The following is a 20332-nucleotide window of genomic DNA, read 5'->3' on the forward strand; positions in this document are numbered from 1 at the left end:
ATAAATGCTAATACATAAGTACTAATTGAAAAGTACTCATTAAAAAGTACTCATTAAAAAGTACTCATTAAAAAGTACTTCGAGCTTGGTGAGCAAACTCGTAAATACTGGCTGGAATCGCGTTTTCAAGCATGGAGAAAATAAAAAATTCTCTGTGTCTACTAAGGAAAGAGAGGAGATAACCATGATGTTGAAGAAAAGTGTTGTTGCATCTGCTATTGCCGCGGCTGCATTGGTGCCATTAAGCCAGGCTCAGGCAGCTGATTATAACGTTGATACCGAAGGCCAGCACGCTTTCGTACAGTTTAAAATTAGCCATCTTGGTATGTCTTATATTCTGGGTAGTTTTGAAGAATTTGATGGCCAACTCTCTTACGACGAAGACGATGCAGACGCTTCTGCTGTTGAGTTTGAGGTTCAGGTGAATAGCTTGAACTCTAACCATGCTGAGCGTGACCGTCACATTCTGAGCAGTGATTTCCTGAATGCAAGCGAATATCCAACCGCTTCATTTGTCTCGACGAGCTTTGAATCAACAGGCGACAACGAAGGTGTTGTGACGGGTGATTTAACGTTACACGGTGAGACGCAAGAAATTGAAATGCCTGTTACGTTAATCGGTCAGGGTGAAGATCCATGGGGTAATTACCGTGCCGGTTTTGAAGGCAGCACAATGCTTAATCTGGGCGATTATGGTATCGATCTGAGCGATTTCCCCGAGCCCATGCACGAGCTAGAGCTTTATGTGACGTTTGAAGGTATCCGTCAGTAAGTCATCCGTGTTAAAAAGCGCCATCGCCCCAAGGGGCGATGGCGCTTTTGGTTATAAACATTGCAAATGAAGGAGTTACCGGTTTGAGCACTGTATTGAGTCAGCGCAAGTTGGCAATAACTCTATGGCGCCAAACCTGGCCAATGGCCATCGGGGTACTGGCGTTATTGGGTTTTCAGCTTGTTGATAGTGCTTTTGTCGCTCGCCTTGGCACTGCACCTTTGGCAGCGCAATCGTTTACCTTTCCACTCTCCTTCTTAATTATTGGGATCCAAGTGGGGATGGGCATTGCCATTGCGGCGCTTATTTCGCGGGCCTTGGGAGCTGATGAGCATGCGAGAGCAAAGCGCTTAACCAGCCTGGTACTGCTTGCTGGGGGAGCCGTGATTGGTGTGCTGGGTATAGGCTTATGGCTTTTCCATGAGCCTGTTTTTCGTCTGTTAGGCGCAGATAACACGGCACTTTCTTACATCCGTATTTATTGGGGGCCGCAACTTTTTTCAGCATGGCTGGGTGCGGTGCTTTATTTTATCTATAGCGTATTTCGTGCCCACGGCAATACCAAGCTACCGGGTAAAATGATGGTGCTTAGTAGTGTAGCCAACCTGGTGCTCGATCCACTGCTGATCTTTGGTGTTGGCTCCTGGGAGGGCTTGGGGTTGCCAGGGGCTGCCTGGGCAACGTGTATCGCATTCGCTTTGGGGTTAGTGATTACGTGCCAGGCGCTGATACGTAAGCAATGGGTGTCTAACGTTGGACTCTTGGATGAGGCCAAACACTCCTGGCGCCCTTATGTAGGCATTGCCGCTCCCGCGATGGTGAGCCAATTGATGCCACCTCTTGCCAGCATGTTAACCATTGCCGTTGTCGCTGGGCTTGGCGATACCCAAGTAGCAGCGTGGGGGCTGGCAAGCCGCCTGGAAACGCTTTCGCTGATGGTCATACTGGCGATGACCATGTCGCTTCCGCCTTGGTTGGGACGCTGTTATGGGGCCGGGGATTGGGGGCAAATTCAGCAGTTAATACGCTTGGCGCTTAAAGTGGCTGTTATATGGCAGCTAGGTCTTGGCGTGATACTTGCCTTGGGTGCGCCTTGGCTCGCGATGGTTCTGGCGGGAACGCCTAACGTGCAAAGCGAGCTCACACTACTGATTCGCTTCTTGCTGCCAAGTTATGCTGCGCTAGGGGTATGTATGTTGGTGGTATCGGCGGGAAATGCGTTGGGCTGGCCGCTGCGCGCCATGCTGCTTTCCAGTGCGCGCCTCTTTGTCTGCTACTTGCCTTGCCTGTGGGTAGGCTCTCTGCTCTTTGGCTGGTGGGGCTTGGCGGCAGGGGCAGCGATAGGAAATTTGTTATCGGGTTTAACTGCGTGGGTCGTATTGGTACGTATATTATCCCGCCCGCAACGGCAGGCGGGATACAACGCCTAAAGTAATTAATAAATGGGGTAATTAACACATAGTCAATTAACGCTTGTGTGGCGCTTGCTGGAATGAGAAATAGGCAAATAGCAGCGCCATTGCCAAGTAGCCGAGCACAAATTGTGGCGCGGCGTTCAATGCAAGTTGAGGCGCGTGCATTAAACCGACAAATGAAAAGCCTGCTGCAATCAAGGCAAATACGGCAGCGCGGCGAAACTGATGATCAATCACCGATACCGTCATTGCGCCCAACAAAATAGCCATAAACATGGCGCCTTGGCCCATCACCACAATGGCACTGGAAATATCGCTCACCACTTCGCCTGCGCCACGGCTAAAGCGTGTCATTATATAGTTAGCAAAGTAGGGCAGCATGGCGAGTGCAACGGCGGGATAATAGCGCGTATCGTTGGCCTGGAATGCCGTGGCAATCATCGACATGCCCACAAAGACTAATATGGGCGCTACCACGGAGACGGGAATAATGGCTGCCAGGGCGGCAATTAATCCTGTCATGGTGGCCAGCGCATAAACAGCACCGTTCAATAAGCTGTAACCGCGCCCGGCGCCCATCCACTTTGCGCCTACCGTGGCGATATACACGGTAGTAGGAAAAACGCCGCCAAATAGTGCGCCGATCATGGTACCTACGCCGTCAACCGCCTGACATTCGCGGACGTCGTATTTGTCGCCAGCTGCCTCCATCGCTTCAACGTTGTTCATGGTCTCAATGGCGTTATAAAGCGTAATAGGAAGAACAACGGTTAGAACAGCGAGCATACCGGTAAATAGTAAACCTAAACCTTCAAACCAGGCCAAATTGGGAAGCAGCGGGTAAAAGCCCAGGTGCGTAAATGCATCGCTGAAGCGCTCACTGCCGGCATCGCCAATCAAGTAAGCCATCGCCGTGCCGACAATAATCGCGAACAGCGAGGTAGGTAGCTTAAAGGGCATGCTGACCCGGGCTACCAGGCCAACGATAATAATAGCCAGCACGAGAAGGCCAATAACCGGTACTTCCAGTGTTTTAAACAGCATCTCACCGGCAATAAACGTGAGAGCTACCCCCGCGACAGCCCCCAGCATGGCAGCCCGTGGCAGATGATACTGCACCCATCGGCCAATCAGGCTAATCGCCGCTTCAATAGCGCCACTAATAAAGCAGGCAGCCACCGCAACCTTCCAGGCCAACTCGGTATCACCGGTCAGTTGCTTGGCGGGTAACAGTACGCCAAATAAAAATACAAACATAACCGGAGTAGAAATGCCGTATGAAAGGGCGGTAACGTCGGTACGGTTCTCTTTCCTGGCTAAGCGTGCAGCGCTCCAGGCGTAATAGAAATTGCCGACCATAACGGCAACGGCCGCTCCTGGCAGCACCTGACCATAGACGATCGAGGCAGGGAAGCCCATGCCCAGCATGGTAATCGCGATAACGATAAAGTTGGCGATATTATTTTGGAAGAGAGCAAAGAAGGCATCGGTGTCTTCTTTTTTATACCAAGGGTAGTGTGTGCTGGCTGCCGCCATGGAAAGCCTCGTTAATAAAAGAGTTTAACAGTGCAAACCGTTAGGCAGATAGACCCAGGTGGGGTTGACTGATCGGTCAGGTTGGCGCTGAACAGGACGCCGCACGGGCGGCCTTGGCTCTGGCGGCAAGCGCGCAATTGTACACAACAATACAACCATTCCCAAGATACAAAAACGCCCAGGCAAAGCCTGGGCGCTGAGTAAAGCGTTAGGCAATGCGGTTAGTCGTTAACCGCTGCAATTGCTTTGGCAAGGTAAGGGAGATTTTCATGAGAGAAGCCCGCAACGTTGGCGCGTCCAGAGCGGACCATGTAAATGCCAAACTCATCGCGTAAGCGATCTACCTGGTCAGGCGTTAGCCCGGTGTAGGAGAACATGCCGCGCTGTTCAGCAACACAAGCATATTTCTGATCCAGGCCGTAGGGTTTCAGGGCTTCCACAAAATCACGGCGCAGCGTATTAATACGGTCACGCATTTCGGTGAGTTCTTCACGCCACATTGTGGTCAGTTCGGCATCGTTTAAAATTTCGCTTACGATGGCGCCGCCGTGAGCAGGCGGGTTGGAGTAGTTTTCCCGAGCCACAATGGCCACCTGAGAACGCACATTCTCCATCTGCTCCGCGTCTTTAGCGACCATGATAAGGCAGCCAGTGCGCTCGCAGTAGATACCGAAATTCTTCGAGCAGGAGCTGGTGATAATCACTTCGTCCAGCTGTTCGGCTAGTAGGCGTACGCCATAGGCATCTTCATCAAGCCCTTCACCAAACCCTTGGTAGGCGAAGTCAACGAGTGGTAGGAGCTTACGTTCACGTAGAACGACCAGCACTTCCTGCCACTGCTCTTGGGATAGATCAAAACCGGTCGGGTTATGGCAGCAGGCATGCAGCACCACGACGTCGCCTTCAGGAATTTTTTTCAGCGCGGCCAGCATGCCTGAAAAATCGAGGCGGTTATCAGCATCTACATACGGATATTTATGCAGCGCTATGCCCGCAGACGTAAAAATACCGTGGTGATTGGGCCACGTCGGGTCGCTTACCCAAATACCTTTATGGGGTAGCTGAGTCGCAATAAAGTCAGCCGCTAAGCGTAACGCACCGGTACCGCCGGGGGATTGAGTAGCGCTGGCGCGTTTGGCTTCCAGTACGGGGGAGTCGCTACCCAGCACCATGGGCAATACGACATTGCTGTAGGCGGGCGCCCCGTGCGAACCGATATAGGTTTTGGTGGTTTCATTCTTGAGCAGGCGAGCTTCAGCTTCTTTGACAGCGCGCATTACCGGTGTAGTACCCTTTGAATCGCGGTACACCCCTACGCCCAAATCAACCTTTTGCGGATTGGTATCTTTTTTGAAAGCTTCGATCAGCCCGAGAATGGCATCTCCAGGGACTCGCTCAATATGCTCAAACATTTACTCAGCTACCTCGTCGGTTCTGGCGGCAAGAATGAAATCATTAAGATGCAGGCCATTAATACGATGTGTCCACCACATTACGGTGGTTTTACCCCATTCGGTGATTAACATGGGGTGGTGTCCGGCCTGCTCTGCTATCTCGCCAACACGCTGGGTAAATGTCAGCGCCTTGGCAAAGTCATAAAACGAAAAGCTTCGTGACAGCTTTATGATGCCATCGTGCTCGACAATCCGCCACTCCGGTAATTGCTCAAGATAAGCCTGACACTCGCTTTTATCTAGCGGCGGGGTATCTTTCGAGCAGGGTTCACAGATGGTTTGTGCAAGCCTGAGCATATACATTCCCTCATAAAATCGACGTAGCGCTAGTCATGAAAGTAGGCAAACGCAATCACGACCAACGTCCTTGGCGCTATAAAGCGCTTTATCAGTACGCTCAATTAGGCTGGTTAAAGGTTCACCATAGCGATATTCCGCGACACCGATGCTCAGTGTGACTTCACCCACACCGACACCAAAATCGTGCTGGGAAATGGCTTCACGCAATCGATCGGCAAGCTTATGGCATTGTTGCAGCGGGGTGAGCGGTAACACTGCCATAAACTCTTCTCCGCCTAGGCGCGCCACCATGTCTTCACAACGCAAAAGGCGTGTCATCTCTGTGGCCAGCTGCTTTAGTACGCTATCCCCTTTCAGATGCCCCCAGCGATCATTGAGCAGTTTAAAGTGGTCAATATCGATCATCATGATCGATAGTGGTGTGCAGTGACGTGCACTTAATGATGCTAAGTGAGATAAATGCATCATTAATTTACGCCGATTGGGGAGGCCTGTAAGGGTGTCGGTGTCGCAGAGTTTCCTTAGCCGTTGCTCTTCAAATACTTGCTCGGTAATGTCCATCATAACGCCTGTCCAGCGTACGCCATTAACAGCGGCTTCTGGATTGGCGCAGACTGCAATCCAACGCGATTTTTCGTTAGGGGTCGGTAGTTTAAAGCGTGTGGTCAGTGGTTTCATCCAGCGTGCCGAACGCTCAATAGCCGACATGACCTTCGGAAATTCGCATCCCGTTAAGTATTCAAGTAATTCGCCTGCATCGTTAGCCAGTTGGATGCGATCAATATGGTTGAGTAAATCGCCCCCACCCTCAAGGTAGGGGAATTTCATATGGCCCGAGGTTGAGCGATAAAATTGAAAAATCACGCCAGGTATCATTGGAATGATAATGTTTGCACTCAAGCGTTCGGGGTGGTCATTAACGGACATGCACGATGCTCCAAAACGACTGCCAGCAGTTACTTATGAAGTTTAGCCTTGTTTGGGTAGTGGGGTTGTAAGCTATTGCTGACAAATCAGCACTCCATCTATGCTAAAATATTATTAGTAAATAACTTTTATGAATTAAAAGTGATGTTATAAGTGTAATGATGTATTAAATCGTAAATTTAATTAAATAGTATTTTTCTATATGTGTGCTTGGGTGTTCTTTTGTTAGTGACTCTGTTGTGGTTTTGGTCGCATTTGAGCGCGTAAACACCGTACAACTATGAATTTTGTCAGGAGGTGGAATGAGTGGTTTTGTTAGCCTGGTGGGCGCAGGTCCTGGCGATGCAGAGTTATTAACCTTAAAAGCCTACAAGCGCCTTCAGCAAGCAGATGTCGTGCTTTACGACCGCTTGGTTAGTAGCGCTATTTTGGCGCTACTGCCGAGCAATACGCAGCGCTTCTATGTTGGAAAGGTCCGGTCGCAGCATAGCGTTCCTCAACAGGAGATTAATCAACGCTTGGTCGACTGGGCCATTGAGGGCAAAAGCGTCGTAAGGCTTAAAGGCGGTGACCCGTTCATCTTTGGTCGCGGCGGTGAAGAGCTGGAGGCGCTAATCACTCATGGAGTAGCGGTGGAGGTTATTCCCGGTATCACCGCCGCCTCAGGATGCTCCGCTTATGCTGGCATTCCGCTTACCCACCGTGATCATGCACAGGCTGTCCATTTTGTGACGGGGCATTGGGCGGATGATGAACAGGCAGTGGAGTGGGAAGCGTTAGCAAAACCAAACCAAACACTGGTTTTCTATATGGGGCTAAACAGCGTTGGTGTGATTAGCCAAAAGTTGATGGCGTATGGGATGTCGCGTGATACGCCTCTGGCGTTGATTGAGCAAGGGACGATGGCTGAACAGCAAATCCATGCGGGAACATTGGCATCGCTGCCTGAGGCCTTGACGACAGGTGGTATTCAATCACCGGCGCTTTTAATTATTGGTAGTGTGGTTTCACTGCACACAAAGCTTGCGTGGTTCAAAAATGCGCATCCAAGCGAAGCTCCCGCTCATAATGATCTACAGTAGAAGGTGGGCTTGGCTAGGGTCTGTCTGAAAAGTCGACGAGCGAAGACAAGACAAGGCAAAAATTGGCGAAAAAACGGAGTTTACATGTGTAAATGAGTATTTTGAGCCAATTTTTAACGCCGTATTGTCGAGCGCAGACACTTTTCAGACAGAGCCTAATGCATTGAATCTGCTAGTGGACTGGCTAGATGCCATTTGCTGTGTATGCTTGTAATGGACGATATGCGCTAAACGCATCATTAACGCTGCTGATATCGGTAGCCTGGTAGAGAGAGGGACGCAGAATGTCAGAAGAAAACCATTCGGATCATCAGACGCCTGCGAGCAGGCTGGATGCCAAAACACTATTTAAAGATAACCGAGTCAGGGCTATCGCGGGTATCGCCGCCATTGCCGTTATTTGGGCGATCATGGCGCAGTCCAACGCAGGCACTCATAAAGAGCGTGTTGAAGCGCTTGAAGGGCAACTGGCAAGTGCTGAACAGGACAACCGTCGTTATAGCCGTCGTATCCAGGAAATAGATCAGGCAGAAACCAATTTAGCGGACATGCAGGAAGAGGTGGCGCAGCTTGAAGAGCAGCGTAATGAAGCCAGTTCTGCATTGGAAAGCGCACAGAATGACGTGGCTACTATTCAGACGCGCCTTGAAGCATTAGAAACTCAACGAGATGAACTTCAAAATGAAGTGGATGCTTTAAACCAGGAGCTGGAAAACGCCCAGGGTGATATGCAGTCACTACGCGATGAGCGCGATGAAATCACAACGACCCGTGATAATGCTGAAGCGACACTTCAGCAGATAGAAGAAGCCCAGCAGAGCGCTGATGAAGCGCGGCAAGAGGCTGAAACCGCACGCCAACAGGCTGAAGAGCAGCGTCAGCAAGCGGTTGAAGCACTAAGTAGCGCTGAAGATGATTTTGCTGAACTTGAAGAGCAGAGCCGTCAAGCTAGTGAAGCGCTCTCTGGCCTTGAGGAGCAGGTAGCTTCGGCACAAAGTGAACTGGATGAGTTGGAAAATACCCGTGACTCCCTCACCTCTGAGCGTGATGAGCTTCAAAACGAAGTCGATTCATTGGTCGAGCTTCGTGAAGAGGAGTCGCAGAGCCTGGAACAGGTGCGTGGCGAAATGGAAGACTTGATGGTTGCGCTTGATCTTGGTCGTAATGAAGTTGCTAACATTAATAGCGATATTGAAGCGCGTGAAGAAACCTTATCTCAACTGGAGTCTCAGCTAAGTGGTTGGCGAGACGAGCTTTCTTCCCTTGATCAGCGTTTAGGTAGCGCCGATGATGCAGCAAATGACGCTTCATCTGAGGGCGGCGCAACGGATCAGGCACCTGCAAACGAAAGCGATAACAACCAGTCACAGAGCCAACAGCAAAGTAATAATTAAGCGTATTCGTCTGAATCAACCAGACGAATTGACAGGCGGATGTTGGTAGCCCCAGCATCCGTTTTTGTTGTGCGCCAGGCATGGCGCGTAGCGCCTTGATAGGCGCTGTTCCTGGGGGTGGTGCCTCAGGATGACTTGGGGGTGAAAGTCCCCTGCACGCCCGGCAAGGGGAAGTGCTAGCCGACGGCAAGGGTGTCTCCCGCGAGGGAGAATCTGAAGGAAACCCGAGGCAAAACGCTGGCCTGACGAACAGGAAGCGGATACGAGGCGTCATGGCGGGGTGAGGTGGCAATGATCACTAAAGCCCAATACTTGTACGGAACGCCATGATGTAAATCCGACAGGCATAAGCGGGAAGGTCGCGCGTCTTACCCTGGGAGGTCTGGTGGTCTGCCACAGTGCTACCGGCGTCGAGAGGCGACGGGATAGATCACCAGACGTCAGCAGAGGCCATAGTAAGTGCCGGTTCACCACGGCGCCAAGGGCCGAACATGAAGAACCGCGAGTAGGCGATAACGTCTCGAGGATCGATCATGAAGACAGAAACCGACGCTAATACCGTCACTCACCCAGAGGGGCAGGAGCAGAACTCCGCGCCCCGGCCGGTGAGCGTCGAGACGATCCCGGCGTCGCTATCGTGGACGAAAGCGGAGCCAACCACGCTCATGGAACGGGTCGTTGACCCGGAGAACATGGCGCGAGCTTACCGTCGGGTGGTCACCAACAAAGGCGCACCGGGTGTCGATGGCATGACGGTGCATCAACTGGCTGACCACCTGAAGCAGTACTGGCCAACGCTGCGCGAGCGGCTATTGGCCGATGAGTATCACCCCAGCCAGATCCGAGCCGCCACTATCCCCAAACCTAAAGGGGGAGAGCGGCAACTCGGCATCCCCACGGTCACCGACCGGCTCATCCAGCAAGCACTGTCGCAAGCGCTCATGCCGATCTTCGACCCGACCTTCTCCGAGTCGAGTTACGGCTACCGCCCCAAGCGCAGTGCCAGGCAGGCCGTATCGGCCATGAAGGCCCACGTCACCGCCGGCCACCGCTGGGTGGTCGACCTTGACCTGGAGGCTTTCTTCGACCGAGTGAACCACGACCTGCTGATGGCACGGGTCGCGCGGCACGTTGACGACAAGCGCGTGCGGCGTCTGATCCGCCGCTATCTGGAGGTGGGTATGTTCCAGCATGGCTTGCCCACGCAGAGGCGGCAGGGAACCCCCCAAGGCGGACCCCTCAGCCCGCTACTGGCGAACATCCTGCTGGACGACATGGACAAGGGACTGGAACGTCGAGGTCACCGCTTCTGCCGCTACGCCGACGATGTACAAATCTATGTACGGAGCCGACGAGCAGGCGAGCGGGTCATGGGCAGCTTGAGTGAGTATCTCGAGAGCTCACTTCGGCTGACGGTCAATCGCCGTAAAAGTGCGGTGGACCGGCCATGGCGACGCGGCTACCTGGGCTACAGCCTCACTCGGCACAAGCAGTCGAAACTGACGCTCGCCAAGGCCAGCCTGACGCGCATGATGCAGCGTGTCCGTGAGATCCTGAAACGTGGCAGGGGGCGCAACATCCAGCGGACAATCGAAGGGTTGAGGCCAGTCCTGCGAGGATGGGCCCATTACTTCAGCCTTGTTGATGTGAAACGCCCCTTGGAAGCGCTGGATCAATGGATACGACGGCGCTTGCGCGGTCTGATCTGGCGGCAATGGAAGCGCCCGGCGACCCGGCGTCGGAAACTCCGAGGCCTGGGTCTGGACGCGTACCGTGCTTGGAAATCGGCGGGCAATGGGCGAGGGCCCTGGTGGAACGCCGGAGCCTCGCACATGAATGAGGCCCTGCCGAGAAAGTGGTTTTACGATCTGGGCCTGATCTCGATACTCGATACGGTAAGATGGCTCAAACGTTGTTCATGAACCGCCGTGGTACGGAACCGTATGCCCGGTGGTGTGAGAGGACAGGGGAGGCGACTCTCCTTCCTACTCGATTGTTGGTTTATGAATACGTGGCCACAGAGTATCATTTGGCACAACGTAAATAGTTTTTGCCTGGATTATAGGAGCGCGACTAATGGACGGCGTTAAACATATTGTCGCAGTGGCCTCGGGAAAAGGTGGGGTTGGTAAATCGACCGTCACCGTTAACCTGGCGCTGGCACTGTCTGCTCAGGGTTATCGTGTGGGCGTACTGGATGCGGATATTTATGGTCCAAGCCAGGCGCAAATGCTTGGTGTGAAGGAGGGTGTCCGCCCCGAAGCGACTGACAACAACCAGTTTTTACCGTTGAATGCCCATGGCCTTCAAGCCATGTCGATGGCCTTTTTGGTCAATACGCGTGAAGCGATGGTCTGGCGCGGGCCAATGGTAGTGGGGGCTTTTCAGCAAATGCTCACACAAACACAGTGGGATAATCTTGATTTCCTACTGATTGACATGCCCCCAGGCACCGGCGATATACAGCTGACACTGGCGCAAAAAGTGCCAGTAACGGGGGCGGTTATTGTGACCACCCCGCAAGATATCGCGCTGTTGGATGCGCGTAAAGGTATCGAAATGTTCCGCAAGGTGAATGTTCCGGTGCTTGGTGTGGTTGAAAACATGAGCCTTTACCACTGTGAAAACTGTGGTCATGAGGCCGCAATTTTTGGTACAGGAGGAGGGGATAGCATTGCCGAAGAGTACCAGACAACCGTACTGGGACGGCTGCCATTGACGTTGTCCATTCGAGAGCTGGCAGACTCGGGTACTCCAAGCGTTATCTCAGAGCCTGATAGCTCGGTAAGCCAAGCGTTTGCAGAGATTGCCAGGCAAGTTGCCCAGTCAGTAAATGGCAGCGAAAGCGATGGGCCCACTATTTCTTTTAGCGAGTGATGAAGTAACACATGAGTATCAAATCAGATAAGTGGATTCGTCGCATGGCACAAAGCGATGCCATGATTGAACCGTTTGAAGCAGAGCAGGTTCGCTATGTTAATGATCAGCGAGTGATCTCTTACGGCACATCCAGCTATGGCTACGATGTCCGCTGTGCCGATGAATTTAAGGTGTTTACCAACATTCATTCGGCCATCGTTGATCCTAAAGCGTTTGACGAAAAAAGCTTTGTGGACGTAAAAGGTGATGTTTGCATTATTCCGCCTAACTCGTTTGCGTTAGCTAGAACGGTTGAGTATTTTCGTATTCCGCGCAGCGTGCTGACTATTTGCCTGGGCAAATCAACGTATGCGCGTTGCGGTATTATCGTGAACGTCACGCCGCTTGAGCCGGAATGGGAAGGGCACGTAACGCTTGAGTTCTCTAACACGACCAATTTGCCCGCTAAGATTTATGCTCACGAAGGTGTGGCGCAAATGCTATTTTTAGAGTCCGACGAGGAGTGCGAAACGTCGTATAAAGATCGAGGTGGGAAATACATGGGGCAGCGTGGTGTTACGTTGCCGCGCACGTAATAGATACGCCTGTTAAGTAGCCCTAAAAGTAAGGCCTTACGGGAAACCGTAAGGCCTTACTTTCTATTTACTGTGCGCGTTTCTGCGAACAGTAACCGACAGGTCGATCAACTACACGTCGCTGTCTTCATCCAGCTCTTCATCAAGCTCTTCAGCGGCATCGGCATGAGAAAGGCGCATACCATGTTCAGGCAGAAGATGGCCGTCCATTTTAGCGCCTTCCGCGCTGTACTGTAGCCGCCCCTCTAAAAACCACTGTACGGCGATTGGGTAAATCAGGTGCTCGCGGGCGTGGACCTTCTCTTTAAGCGTCTCTGCGTTATCCTCAGGAGTGACCGCTAATTCTGCTTGCAGAACTACGGGGCCGCCATCCAGCTCTTCGGTAACAAAATGCACGCTGCAACCGTGGCTGGTTACTTTGTCGGCCAGTGCCCGTGCATGGGTATTTAACCCTTGGTACTCGGGCAGCAGTGAGGGGTGAATATTCAGCATCCGACCCAAAAAGCGTTGTACAAAGCGCGGCGTTAAAATACGCATAAAGCCAGCCAGCACAATCACGTCGGGTTCATGACGCTCAATCACCTTAATCAGCGCGCTGTCGTAAGCCTCGCGGTTGTCATATTCACGATGAGGCAGGGCGACGGCCTCGATGCCGGCCTCGTGGGCGCGCTTCAAACCATAAGCGTCAGCCACGTTGGAGATCACCGCCACAATCTCGCCGCCTAAACGGTCATGCGACTGCGCATCAATCAATGCTTGAAGATTACTGCCACTGCCTGAAATCAGCACAACGACCCGCCGTGGCCCGGTAGGTTCTGGCGTCATGTCGGTAATCGTGTCGCTGGGATATTCGGTACCACTCATGCTGACAGGTTCTCCAGCACCACCGCTTCTTCCTGACGTTGGGTAATATGCCCGATACGATAAACCGTTTCGCCTTGAGCTTGCAGGTGAGCCATGGCCTGTGCAGCTTCAGCCGCAGGAATCACCAGTACCATACCGATGCCGCAGTTAAGCACGCGGTGCATTTCGACTTCGTTAACATTGCCTTGGGCCTGAAGCCAATCGAAAACTGCGGGGCGCTGCCACGTATTAATATCAATATGTGCTGCTAGCGTATCAGGCAGTACACGCGGAATGTTTTCCAGCAGGCCGCCGCCGGTAATATGGGAAAGCGCATGCACCGGAATAGAGGTGCCGCGCATTAGTGAAAGTAATGATTTGACGTAGATACGAGTCGGCGCCATTAATGCATCACCCAGTGGGGCATTATCTACCTGGGTGTCGAGAGAGGCATTGCTGACGTCAAGGATCTTACGAATCAGTGAGTAGCCATTGGAGTGAGGGCCTGAGGAGGCAAGCCCAAGAAGAACATCGCCTTCTGCCACTTTACTACCATCAAGAATTTCGGACTTTTCCACCACACCAACGCAAAAACCGGCTAGATCATAGTCGCTGCCTTCGTACATGCCCGGCATTTCGGCGGTTTCACCACCCACCAGAGCGCAGCCTGCCAGTTCACACCCCGCACCAATACCCGTGACAACATCTGCCGCGATATCCACATCCAGCTTGCCCGTGGCATAGTAGTCAAGGAATAACAGCGGCTCAGCACCTGCAACAATCAAATCATTAACGCACATGGCCACCAGGTCGATGCCGATAGTGTCATGTTTGCCAAGGTCCATGGCGAGACGTAGCTTGGTGCCTACGCCATCGGTGCCAGACACCAGTACAGGCTGCTTGTAACCTGCTGGCAGCTCGCATAGTGCGCCAAAGCCGCCTAACCCGCCCATTACTTCGGGGCGTGTGGTACGTTTGGCAACGTGTTTAATGCGGTCAACTAGGGCATTTCCGGCATCAATATCGACACCTGCATCTTTATAGCTGAGTGAAGGAGTAGCCGGAGAAGTGGAAGTCTCGGTCATGACAGTTCCTGTGAAGCCTATAGCAGTACGGGGTAGTGCTGGCGAAATGGCCAGTGCTGGGCAATAACTGCAGAAGATTGTAACACCCAGCGGCGTGGGTCGCATCGCCGGTATACATGTTGGGTCAGTGTTCCTCCAACTTTTGTTATTATTAAGCGTACAAAGCGCTATTGATGGATCCAGGAAGGAGAGTCATGTAATGCGAAATTCATGGTTAGGGGTTGGCCTGCTCGCGATTTTCATTGGGCTGGTGTATGTACTTAATTCGGTGTTGATGCCCTTTATTGCCAGCATGGTATTAGCCTATTTAGCTGACCCGCTGACTAACTACTTTCAGCGGCTGGGAATGAAGCGACCTTTCGCCGTGAGCCTGGTATTTCTGGTGCTGCTTATTGTATTAACGGCGAGTCTATTGATTTTTATTCCGCTGGTGATTCAACAAATCAAGCAGCTAGGGGAAGTGATGCCTGACATGTTCATGTGGATTGAGAATGTGCTGGCGCCACAGGTTCAGGAGTGGACGGGCTACGATTTGCGTGCCGAGTTAATCAATGTGCGTGAAGTATTGGTGGAAAACTGGCGTGATGCGGGAGGGTATTTGGCTCAAGCGCTAGGCCAAATTGGCCGCTCAGGTATGGCCTTTATGACATGGATTACTTATATCGCTTTGATTCCTGTCGTGACATTTTATTTACTCCTCGACTGGAAACGGATGCTGCGCAATCTTGCAAGCCTGGTGCCAAGGCAATGGGCTGATGATACGTTTCGCTTAGCGCGGCGTTGCGATGAAGTGCTGTCCTCTTTTTTACGCGGCCAGCTTTTGGTGATGTTGTGCTTGGGCGTTATTTACGCGACCGGTCTTACTGTGATGGGGCTTAATTTTGGTTTGTTGATAGGGTTTGTTGCCGGCCTGGTAAGTTTCGTACCCTTTTTGGGGTTTATTGTTGGCATTGCCGTCGCCTTAATTGTTGCATTATTTCAATTCGGTACGTGGTGGGCGGTGCTCGGTGTGATCGTGGTATTTAGTATCGGTCAAGCTGCAGAAAGTGTCATACTGCAGCCCAAACTATTGGGCGATAAAATTGGTTTGCATCCTGTCGCCGTTATTTTTGCTGTACTGGCGGGTGGAAATTTATTTGGGTTTACCGGTGTGCTGTTAGCGTTACCCGTTGCAGCTGTTTTTATGGTGCTGCTTAGAGAGCTTAATGATCGTTATAAACACAGCACCTTTTATAATGCAGAACAAGGCTCGCTAACGCCTTTAAATCACCATAATGAGCTGGGGCGTCACGACGAAAGGGAGTCACCATGAGCCGAGTGCCGGCACAGCTGCCGTTAGGAGTAGGGTTGCGCGATGATGCAACCTTCAATAACTATTACGCTTCAGGCGCGAATGCTCCACTGGTTGAACATCTGACACAACAATTTCAGCCGAATGCAGAGCCGTTTATCTATTTATGGGGTGCGCAAGGCAGCGGCAAAAGCCACCTGCTTCAGGCCGCCTGCCATGCGGCTTCCGATGCGGATATGCGGGCCTTGTATTTACCGTTAGCTGACCTGGGGCATTTTCCGCCCCTGATGCTTGAAGATATAGAGCGATTGGATTTAGTCGCGATTGATGATCTTGAGTATGTCGTTGGCCGAAAACGGTGGGAAGAAGCCCTGTTTCATGCGTTTAATCGCCTGCGCGATGCTGGCAAACAGCTTGTTATCGCCTCTAACACACCTCCGCGCCAGCTTGAGGTTGTGCTTCCGGACCTTGCTTCACGCCTTACCTGGGGAGTGACGTTTCATTTACACCCTTTGGATGACGAAAGTCGTTTGGCCGCGCTTAGGCTGCGCGCCAATGTCAGGGGAATGCAGCTACCCGATGACGTAGGGCGCTATATTTTGCACCGCGGACCTCGCGAATTAGGCGATTTATGTAAGGCGATTGAAACTCTGGATCAGGCTTCCTTGTCGGCTAAGCGTAAACTGACAATCCCGTTTGTTAAGTCTGCACTTGGCTGGTAAGCAAAAGCCCGCTGAGTGGATCAGCGGGCATCTAATGATTAAGTGTTCAGAACTTAAAAAATCAGCTCGTTTGACGCATCTTGCCAGCAGCAGCCTGTGCTTGTTTCACGTTTTCTTCGGTTAGTTTTTGGCTTTTCTTGAAATAATCTTGCTGAAGCGACACCACTTTGTCGGCATCGCCTTTCACGCGTTCCGCTAGCTGCTTAACAACCTGCTGTTGGCCTTCCATATAACTACGCAACCCTTGCGGATCTTTAACGCTGGTTAGCTGGCGCAATTGGTGAATGCCCGTATCAGCATAAGCCTGGCTTGCCTCCACCTGAGCGTTCAGCATCTGTTCAGCATAATCAATCGTTAGCGCAGCATAAGCGCGTACAGGGGCCATAAAGACGTTATCAAACTGCTGGTTCATTTCATTTGTGTTGAATGTATTCATTATGAAACTCCTGCCTGGACAATAAAATGCCATTCGTTTAGCGTTTTTGCAGTGCAGCATAGCAGTCGTTTTTGTGCGCCGCAATATAAAGAGGCAGGCTTAATGTGAGCATGATGGGACATGACGGTTTACCTGGCCGGTTGGAGCGTCTAGTTTGAAAAGCGGCAGCGGTTGGGAAGGGATTTGCCCACGTGATCGCTTGTAGATAAGGTTGATTACCACTCAAAGGAGAGAATCATATGGATACTCGTATCGAGCGCGATAGCATGGGGGAGCTTGAAGTGCCTGCTTCCGCGCTTTATGGCGCTCAAACGCAGCGGGCCATTAATAATTTTCCGGTGTCTCACACCCCTATGCCCCCAGAGTTTATCCATTCCGTAGCGCGGATAAAGCTGGCTGCAGCGCGGGCTAACCAGCAGTTGGGCCTGTTGGATGATGCTAGAGCCAAGGCTATTCAAAACGCAGCACAGGCTGTGATTAACGGGCAGCACGACGACCAGTTCCCGATCGACATTTTTCAAACGGGCTCGGGCACCTCTACCAATATGAACGTGAATGAAGTATTGGCTACGCTGGCAAGCCGTGAAGGTGTCGATGTGACGCCTAATGATCACGTGAATATGGGGCAATCAAGCAATGACGTTATCCCAACCGCCATACATGTGTCAGCAGCGATTGCGGTTAATGAGTCTCTCAAGCCAGCACTTGAGCATTTAAAGACCTGTATTGATCAGCGTGCCGAGGAGCTAAAAGATGTTGTCAAAACGGGACGCACCCATTTAATGGATGCGATGCCGTTACGTATGGACCAGGAACTCGGGGCCTGGTCGAGTCAATTAGGGCAGGCTATTGAGCGATTCGACAGCGCGATGAGCAGGCTATGCCGCTTGGCACAGGGTGGGACAGCGGTTGGTACGGGTATTAATGCACCTGAGGGATTCGCTGAGCAGGTAGCCAAAGAGCTAAGCGAGCAAACCGGGCTTAATTTTGCACCCAACGATAGTTTTTTTGCCAGTCTTTCATCTCAGGATGCCGCCGTTGAACTATCCGGGCAGTTAAAAGGCCTTGCGTGCGTCATTATGAAGATTGCCAACGACTTACGCTGGATGAACTCAGGCCCCTTGGCTGGGCTCGGCGAAATTGAGCTTGAGGCGCTTCAGCCGGGTAGTTCCATCATGCCGGGCAAAGTTAACCCTGTGATTCCTGAGTCGGCAGCGCAGGCGTCAGCCCAGGTGATTGGGTTGGATTCGGCCATTACCGTGGCAGGCCAGAGTGGTAATTTTCAGTTGAACGTCATGCTGCCACTGGTGGCAACGAATTTGCTCACGGCGATTACGCTAATGAGTAATACGTCACGGCTACTGGCGGATAGAGCAATTGCAACGTTCAAGGTGCGAGAAGATAACTTGCAAGTCCCCTTGGCTCGAAATCCGATTCTGGTGACCGCGCTTAATGGCGTGATTGGCTATAATGCCGCGGCGGCAGTGGCTAAAAAAGCCTACCAGGCAGGTAGGCCTATCATTGATGTTGCTGAGGAAGAGACGGATCTGGATCGTAAAACACTGGAACGCCTTTTGGATCCAAGCGTATTGACCCAGGGAGGCGTTCCGGAGTAACCCGTCGATCAGGTTAGTTGCTTCTCGGTTTTGCCTTTTTGAATCGTTTCGCTGGCTTGTTGATGCTCTTCGCTGTCTGCTTCGGGTCGCTCCTGCTCATTTTGGCGAGAGGGCTGATAGCATAGGGTGGCGAGAATAGGAAAGTGGTCAGACCCAAAGGCATCAAGGCGCTGCATGTTGACCAGGGTGAAGTGGTTGGTTACAAAAATGTGATCAAGAGGCCAGCGTAATAAGGGGTTCTTGGCGTGGAAGGTACTAAACATGCCCCGTCCGCGCCTGGGGTCAAGCATGCCGCTAACCCTGCAAAATAGTCGAGTGGTACGTGACCAGGCGACGTCATTCAGATCGCCAGCCACCAGGGTAGGCTGGGGCGTTTGGTGTACCTCTTGGCCTACCCATAAAAGTTCGGCATCACGCCATAACGACTTTTCGCTTTCTGATGGCGCAGGTGGGCGAGGGTGGACGGCATATAGGCGAATATAATCGCCGCTTTCAAGCTGCACCTGAGTATGAATGGAAGGGATATCCTCCTGAATTAGCCACTTAACAGAGGTGTCTTTCAGCGGCAAGCGCGAATAAAGATGCATGCCGTACAAGTTATCTAAAGGCACTTTAACGTTATATTTCCAGCGTTCTGCTAGCACGGGGTCGAGCTTATCCTGCCACCACTGATCTGACTCAAGGGTTAAAATGATATCCGGCTGGTGTTGCTGGATCATCCCCAGTAATCCTTCCGTGTGCCGATTAGGCGTCAGCACATTGGCAATTAAAAGCGTAATGTGCTGTTTGCTGGAAGACTGCTTGGATGCGTTTTTAACGTCCACTGGCCATAGCCGGGTCCAAGGCAAGATATATTGGCTTTGTAAAGCGACGGTGATGAGAACGATAACCCAAATCGCGGTACGCCAATTGCCAGGCGATAGAAAGACGAGAGCGGATACCCCACAAAGCAGCGACAGAGTTGCTATTTGAACGCGAGGGAATTCAAAGCAGCGGATCCACCACCAGCGAAGAGGGATGCGTGCAATCAGTGTTGCAAGCAGTGGTATTAACGCTATGCACGCAAGGAGGGGGGTAAGGAGAGGGGCGAGCATTATTGGTTTCCTGCTTTAGAAAGAGGGGTGGACGGTTTAAAACGCTGAAAATTTAAATACTCACTTACGTAGCGATTTTATAGCGAGATAGGGCGTGAGTGGGTTGTTCAGAAAGAAAAAATTAGCTTGCAATGCAGTGATAAATAAGTAGAATACGCATCCGTTGCACGACAGGACCATAGCTCAGTTGGTTAGAGCGCCACGTTGACATCGTGGAGGTCGGCGGTTCAAATCCGCCTGGTCCTACCATCATCGCAACCTTTTCTATTTAGGACCATAGCTCAGTTGGTTAGAGCGCCACGTTGACATCGTGGAGGTCGGCGGTTCAAATCCGCCTGGTCCTACCAAATTGTTAGCCCCGTGCTTTTTTAAGCGCGGGGTTTTTTTTCGTCATTCTCATGGCGTGCACGTTTATTGCGCACAGCATTGTTATTCAGGCACAGCTTACCTTGTCGGGTGCAATGCCCTGTGATCAGGGGGCTTGGTACGCTGTGTCTTTTGGCGTGAGATGATGCCTGTCACGATAACGTCATGCTTCATAAAGTACAATATGTGTATAGCTATTGGCGTGGCGCTATGCGGGAATTCGCGCTGTGATGAACAACTCTCTCCATGAACATGATTCAAGGATGAAGATATGTATCTTAATTTATTGCCCCGTTGGGCCTCGGTTTTTGGTGGCTTAAAGTTAGGCCGTAAATCTGCAAATAAACCACCGCTAGTGAGCGATAATCGTGAGAGTGTGGAGCTTGATGAGTATTTTCATACGGCTCAAGAGCTAGGGTTGAGCCGCTATAAGGCAGAAGAAATATTCAACCAAACGTTAAGAAAAGCGCGCCGCCGCTCTGAACTATCCATGAGCGACGTTATTTTTCGCGCTTACTGCACGATTCATCTACATGCTTACCAC

Annotated in this window: 19 protein-coding genes and 2 tRNA genes; 13 read left to right on the forward strand and 8 right to left on the reverse strand. The window is 51.7% G+C overall.

Features of this window, described 5'->3' with window-relative positions:
• The first annotated feature begins 187 nt into the window (after positions 1–187).
• On the forward strand, positions 188–772 hold the full coding sequence (locus ACT3TY_RS08195; RefSeq protein WP_087107653.1) for a YceI family protein: 585 nt from the start codon (positions 188–190) through the stop codon (positions 770–772).
• Positions 773–915: 143 nt separating this feature from the next.
• Positions 916–2202 (forward strand): MATE family efflux transporter, encoded by a 1287-nt coding sequence (locus ACT3TY_RS08200; protein ID WP_406565433.1) that lies wholly within the window; start codon positions 916–918, stop codon positions 2200–2202.
• A gap of 36 nt (positions 2203–2238) precedes the next feature.
• Here the strand turns inward: ACT3TY_RS08200 and ACT3TY_RS08205 are convergent, their stop codons facing one another.
• The 4 genes from ACT3TY_RS08205 to ACT3TY_RS08220 all read right to left on the reverse strand — a co-directional run bounded on the left by ACT3TY_RS08205 (position 2239) and on the right by ACT3TY_RS08220 (position 6404).
• On the reverse strand, positions 2239–3723 hold the full coding sequence (locus ACT3TY_RS08205) for an NCS2 family permease (protein ID WP_444627857.1): 1485 nt from the start codon (positions 3721–3723) through the stop codon (positions 2239–2241).
• 221 nt (positions 3724–3944) lie between these two features.
• Entirely contained in the window at positions 3945–5135 is a 1191-nt protein-coding gene (locus tag ACT3TY_RS08210; RefSeq protein ID WP_444627858.1) for an amino acid aminotransferase, read from the reverse strand.
• The gene (locus ACT3TY_RS08215) at positions 5136–5474 is read right to left on the reverse strand and encodes a 4a-hydroxytetrahydrobiopterin dehydratase (protein WP_172118416.1); all 339 of its coding nucleotides are present in this window, start codon (positions 5472–5474) and stop codon (positions 5136–5138) included. It abuts the gene before it with no gap.
• Between the two features lie 33 nt (positions 5475–5507).
• The gene (locus ACT3TY_RS08220; protein ID WP_441680207.1) at positions 5508–6404 is read right to left on the reverse strand and encodes a GGDEF domain-containing protein; all 897 of its coding nucleotides are present in this window, start codon (positions 6402–6404) and stop codon (positions 5508–5510) included.
• A gap of 302 nt (positions 6405–6706) precedes the next feature.
• On the opposite strand from ACT3TY_RS08220, the gene cobA reads away from it, so the two are divergent.
• The 5 genes from cobA (at position 6707) to dcd (ending at position 12335) form a co-directional block, all read left to right on the forward strand.
• Positions 6707–7486, forward strand: a complete 780-nt coding sequence (cobA, locus tag ACT3TY_RS08225; protein ID WP_444627859.1) for a uroporphyrinogen-III C-methyltransferase — start codon at positions 6707–6709, stop codon at positions 7484–7486.
• A gap of 284 nt (positions 7487–7770) precedes the next feature.
• On the forward strand, positions 7771–8880 hold the full coding sequence (locus ACT3TY_RS08230; protein ID WP_444627860.1) for a kinesin: 1110 nt from the start codon (positions 7771–7773) through the stop codon (positions 8878–8880).
• A gap of 533 nt (positions 8881–9413) precedes the next feature.
• Complete coding sequence (gene ltrA / locus ACT3TY_RS08235) at positions 9414–10802, forward strand: group II intron reverse transcriptase/maturase (protein WP_444627861.1); 1389 nt, start codon at positions 9414–9416, stop codon at positions 10800–10802.
• A 154-nt stretch (positions 10803–10956) separates the two neighbouring features.
• Positions 10957–11757: an iron-sulfur cluster carrier protein ApbC gene (gene apbC, locus ACT3TY_RS08240; RefSeq protein WP_172118419.1), complete on the forward strand. Its 801-nt coding sequence runs from the start codon at positions 10957–10959 to the stop codon at positions 11755–11757.
• A gap of 11 nt (positions 11758–11768) precedes the next feature.
• Positions 11769–12335, forward strand: coding sequence for a dCTP deaminase (dcd, locus tag ACT3TY_RS08245; RefSeq protein WP_172118420.1), 567 nt, complete (start codon positions 11769–11771; stop codon positions 12333–12335).
• A gap of 111 nt (positions 12336–12446) precedes the next feature.
• On the opposite strand, the gene purN is transcribed toward dcd, so the two are convergent.
• Together purN and purM are read right to left on the reverse strand one after the other, a co-directional pair.
• Positions 12447–13199: a phosphoribosylglycinamide formyltransferase gene (purN, locus tag ACT3TY_RS08250; RefSeq protein ID WP_193054643.1), complete on the reverse strand. Its 753-nt coding sequence runs from the start codon at positions 13197–13199 to the stop codon at positions 12447–12449.
• The gene (gene purM, locus ACT3TY_RS08255) at positions 13196–14263 is read right to left on the reverse strand and encodes a phosphoribosylformylglycinamidine cyclo-ligase (RefSeq protein ID WP_193054644.1); all 1068 of its coding nucleotides are present in this window, start codon (positions 14261–14263) and stop codon (positions 13196–13198) included. The genes purN and purM overlap by 4 nt, the downstream gene beginning before the upstream one ends.
• 199 nt (positions 14264–14462) lie before the next feature.
• On the opposite strand from purM, the gene ACT3TY_RS08260 reads away from it, so the two are divergent.
• The gene (locus tag ACT3TY_RS08260) at positions 14463–15575 is read left to right on the forward strand and encodes an AI-2E family transporter (protein ID WP_193054645.1); all 1113 of its coding nucleotides are present in this window, start codon (positions 14463–14465) and stop codon (positions 15573–15575) included.
• Positions 15572–16276, forward strand: coding sequence for a DnaA regulatory inactivator Hda (hda, locus tag ACT3TY_RS08265; protein ID WP_172118424.1), 705 nt, complete (start codon positions 15572–15574; stop codon positions 16274–16276). Before ACT3TY_RS08260 ends, hda begins: the two co-directional genes overlap by 4 nt.
• 61 nt (positions 16277–16337) lie before the next feature.
• Here hda and ACT3TY_RS08270 read toward each other — a convergent pair whose 3' ends face one another.
• Positions 16338–16712, reverse strand: coding sequence for a phasin family protein (locus tag ACT3TY_RS08270; RefSeq protein ID WP_193054646.1), 375 nt, complete (start codon positions 16710–16712; stop codon positions 16338–16340).
• A 239-nt stretch (positions 16713–16951) separates the two neighbouring features.
• Between ACT3TY_RS08270 and ACT3TY_RS08275 the strand changes: the two genes are divergently transcribed.
• Entirely contained in the window at positions 16952–18328 is a 1377-nt protein-coding gene (locus tag ACT3TY_RS08275; protein WP_444627862.1) for a class II fumarate hydratase, read from the forward strand.
• 8 nt (positions 18329–18336) lie between these two features.
• Here ACT3TY_RS08275 and ACT3TY_RS08280 read toward each other — a convergent pair whose 3' ends face one another.
• Complete coding sequence (locus ACT3TY_RS08280; protein WP_444627863.1) at positions 18337–19422, reverse strand: endonuclease/exonuclease/phosphatase family protein; 1086 nt, start codon at positions 19420–19422, stop codon at positions 18337–18339.
• Between the two features lie 172 nt (positions 19423–19594).
• Here ACT3TY_RS08280 and ACT3TY_RS08285 point away from each other — a divergent pair.
• The 3 genes from ACT3TY_RS08285 to ACT3TY_RS08295 all read left to right on the forward strand — a co-directional run.
• Positions 19595–19671, forward strand: a tRNA-Val gene (locus tag ACT3TY_RS08285).
• A gap of 21 nt (positions 19672–19692) precedes the next feature.
• Positions 19693–19769 (forward strand) — tRNA-Val (locus ACT3TY_RS08290).
• Between the two features lie 290 nt (positions 19770–20059).
• Positions 20060–20332: hypothetical protein (locus tag ACT3TY_RS08295; RefSeq protein ID WP_172118428.1), on the forward strand; the 273-nt coding region annotated here is incomplete at its 3' end.

The organism is Halomonas sp. AOP22-C1-8 (genome assembly GCF_052378905.1).
Lineage (GTDB): Bacteria > Pseudomonadota > Gammaproteobacteria > Pseudomonadales > Halomonadaceae > Vreelandella > Vreelandella citrativorans.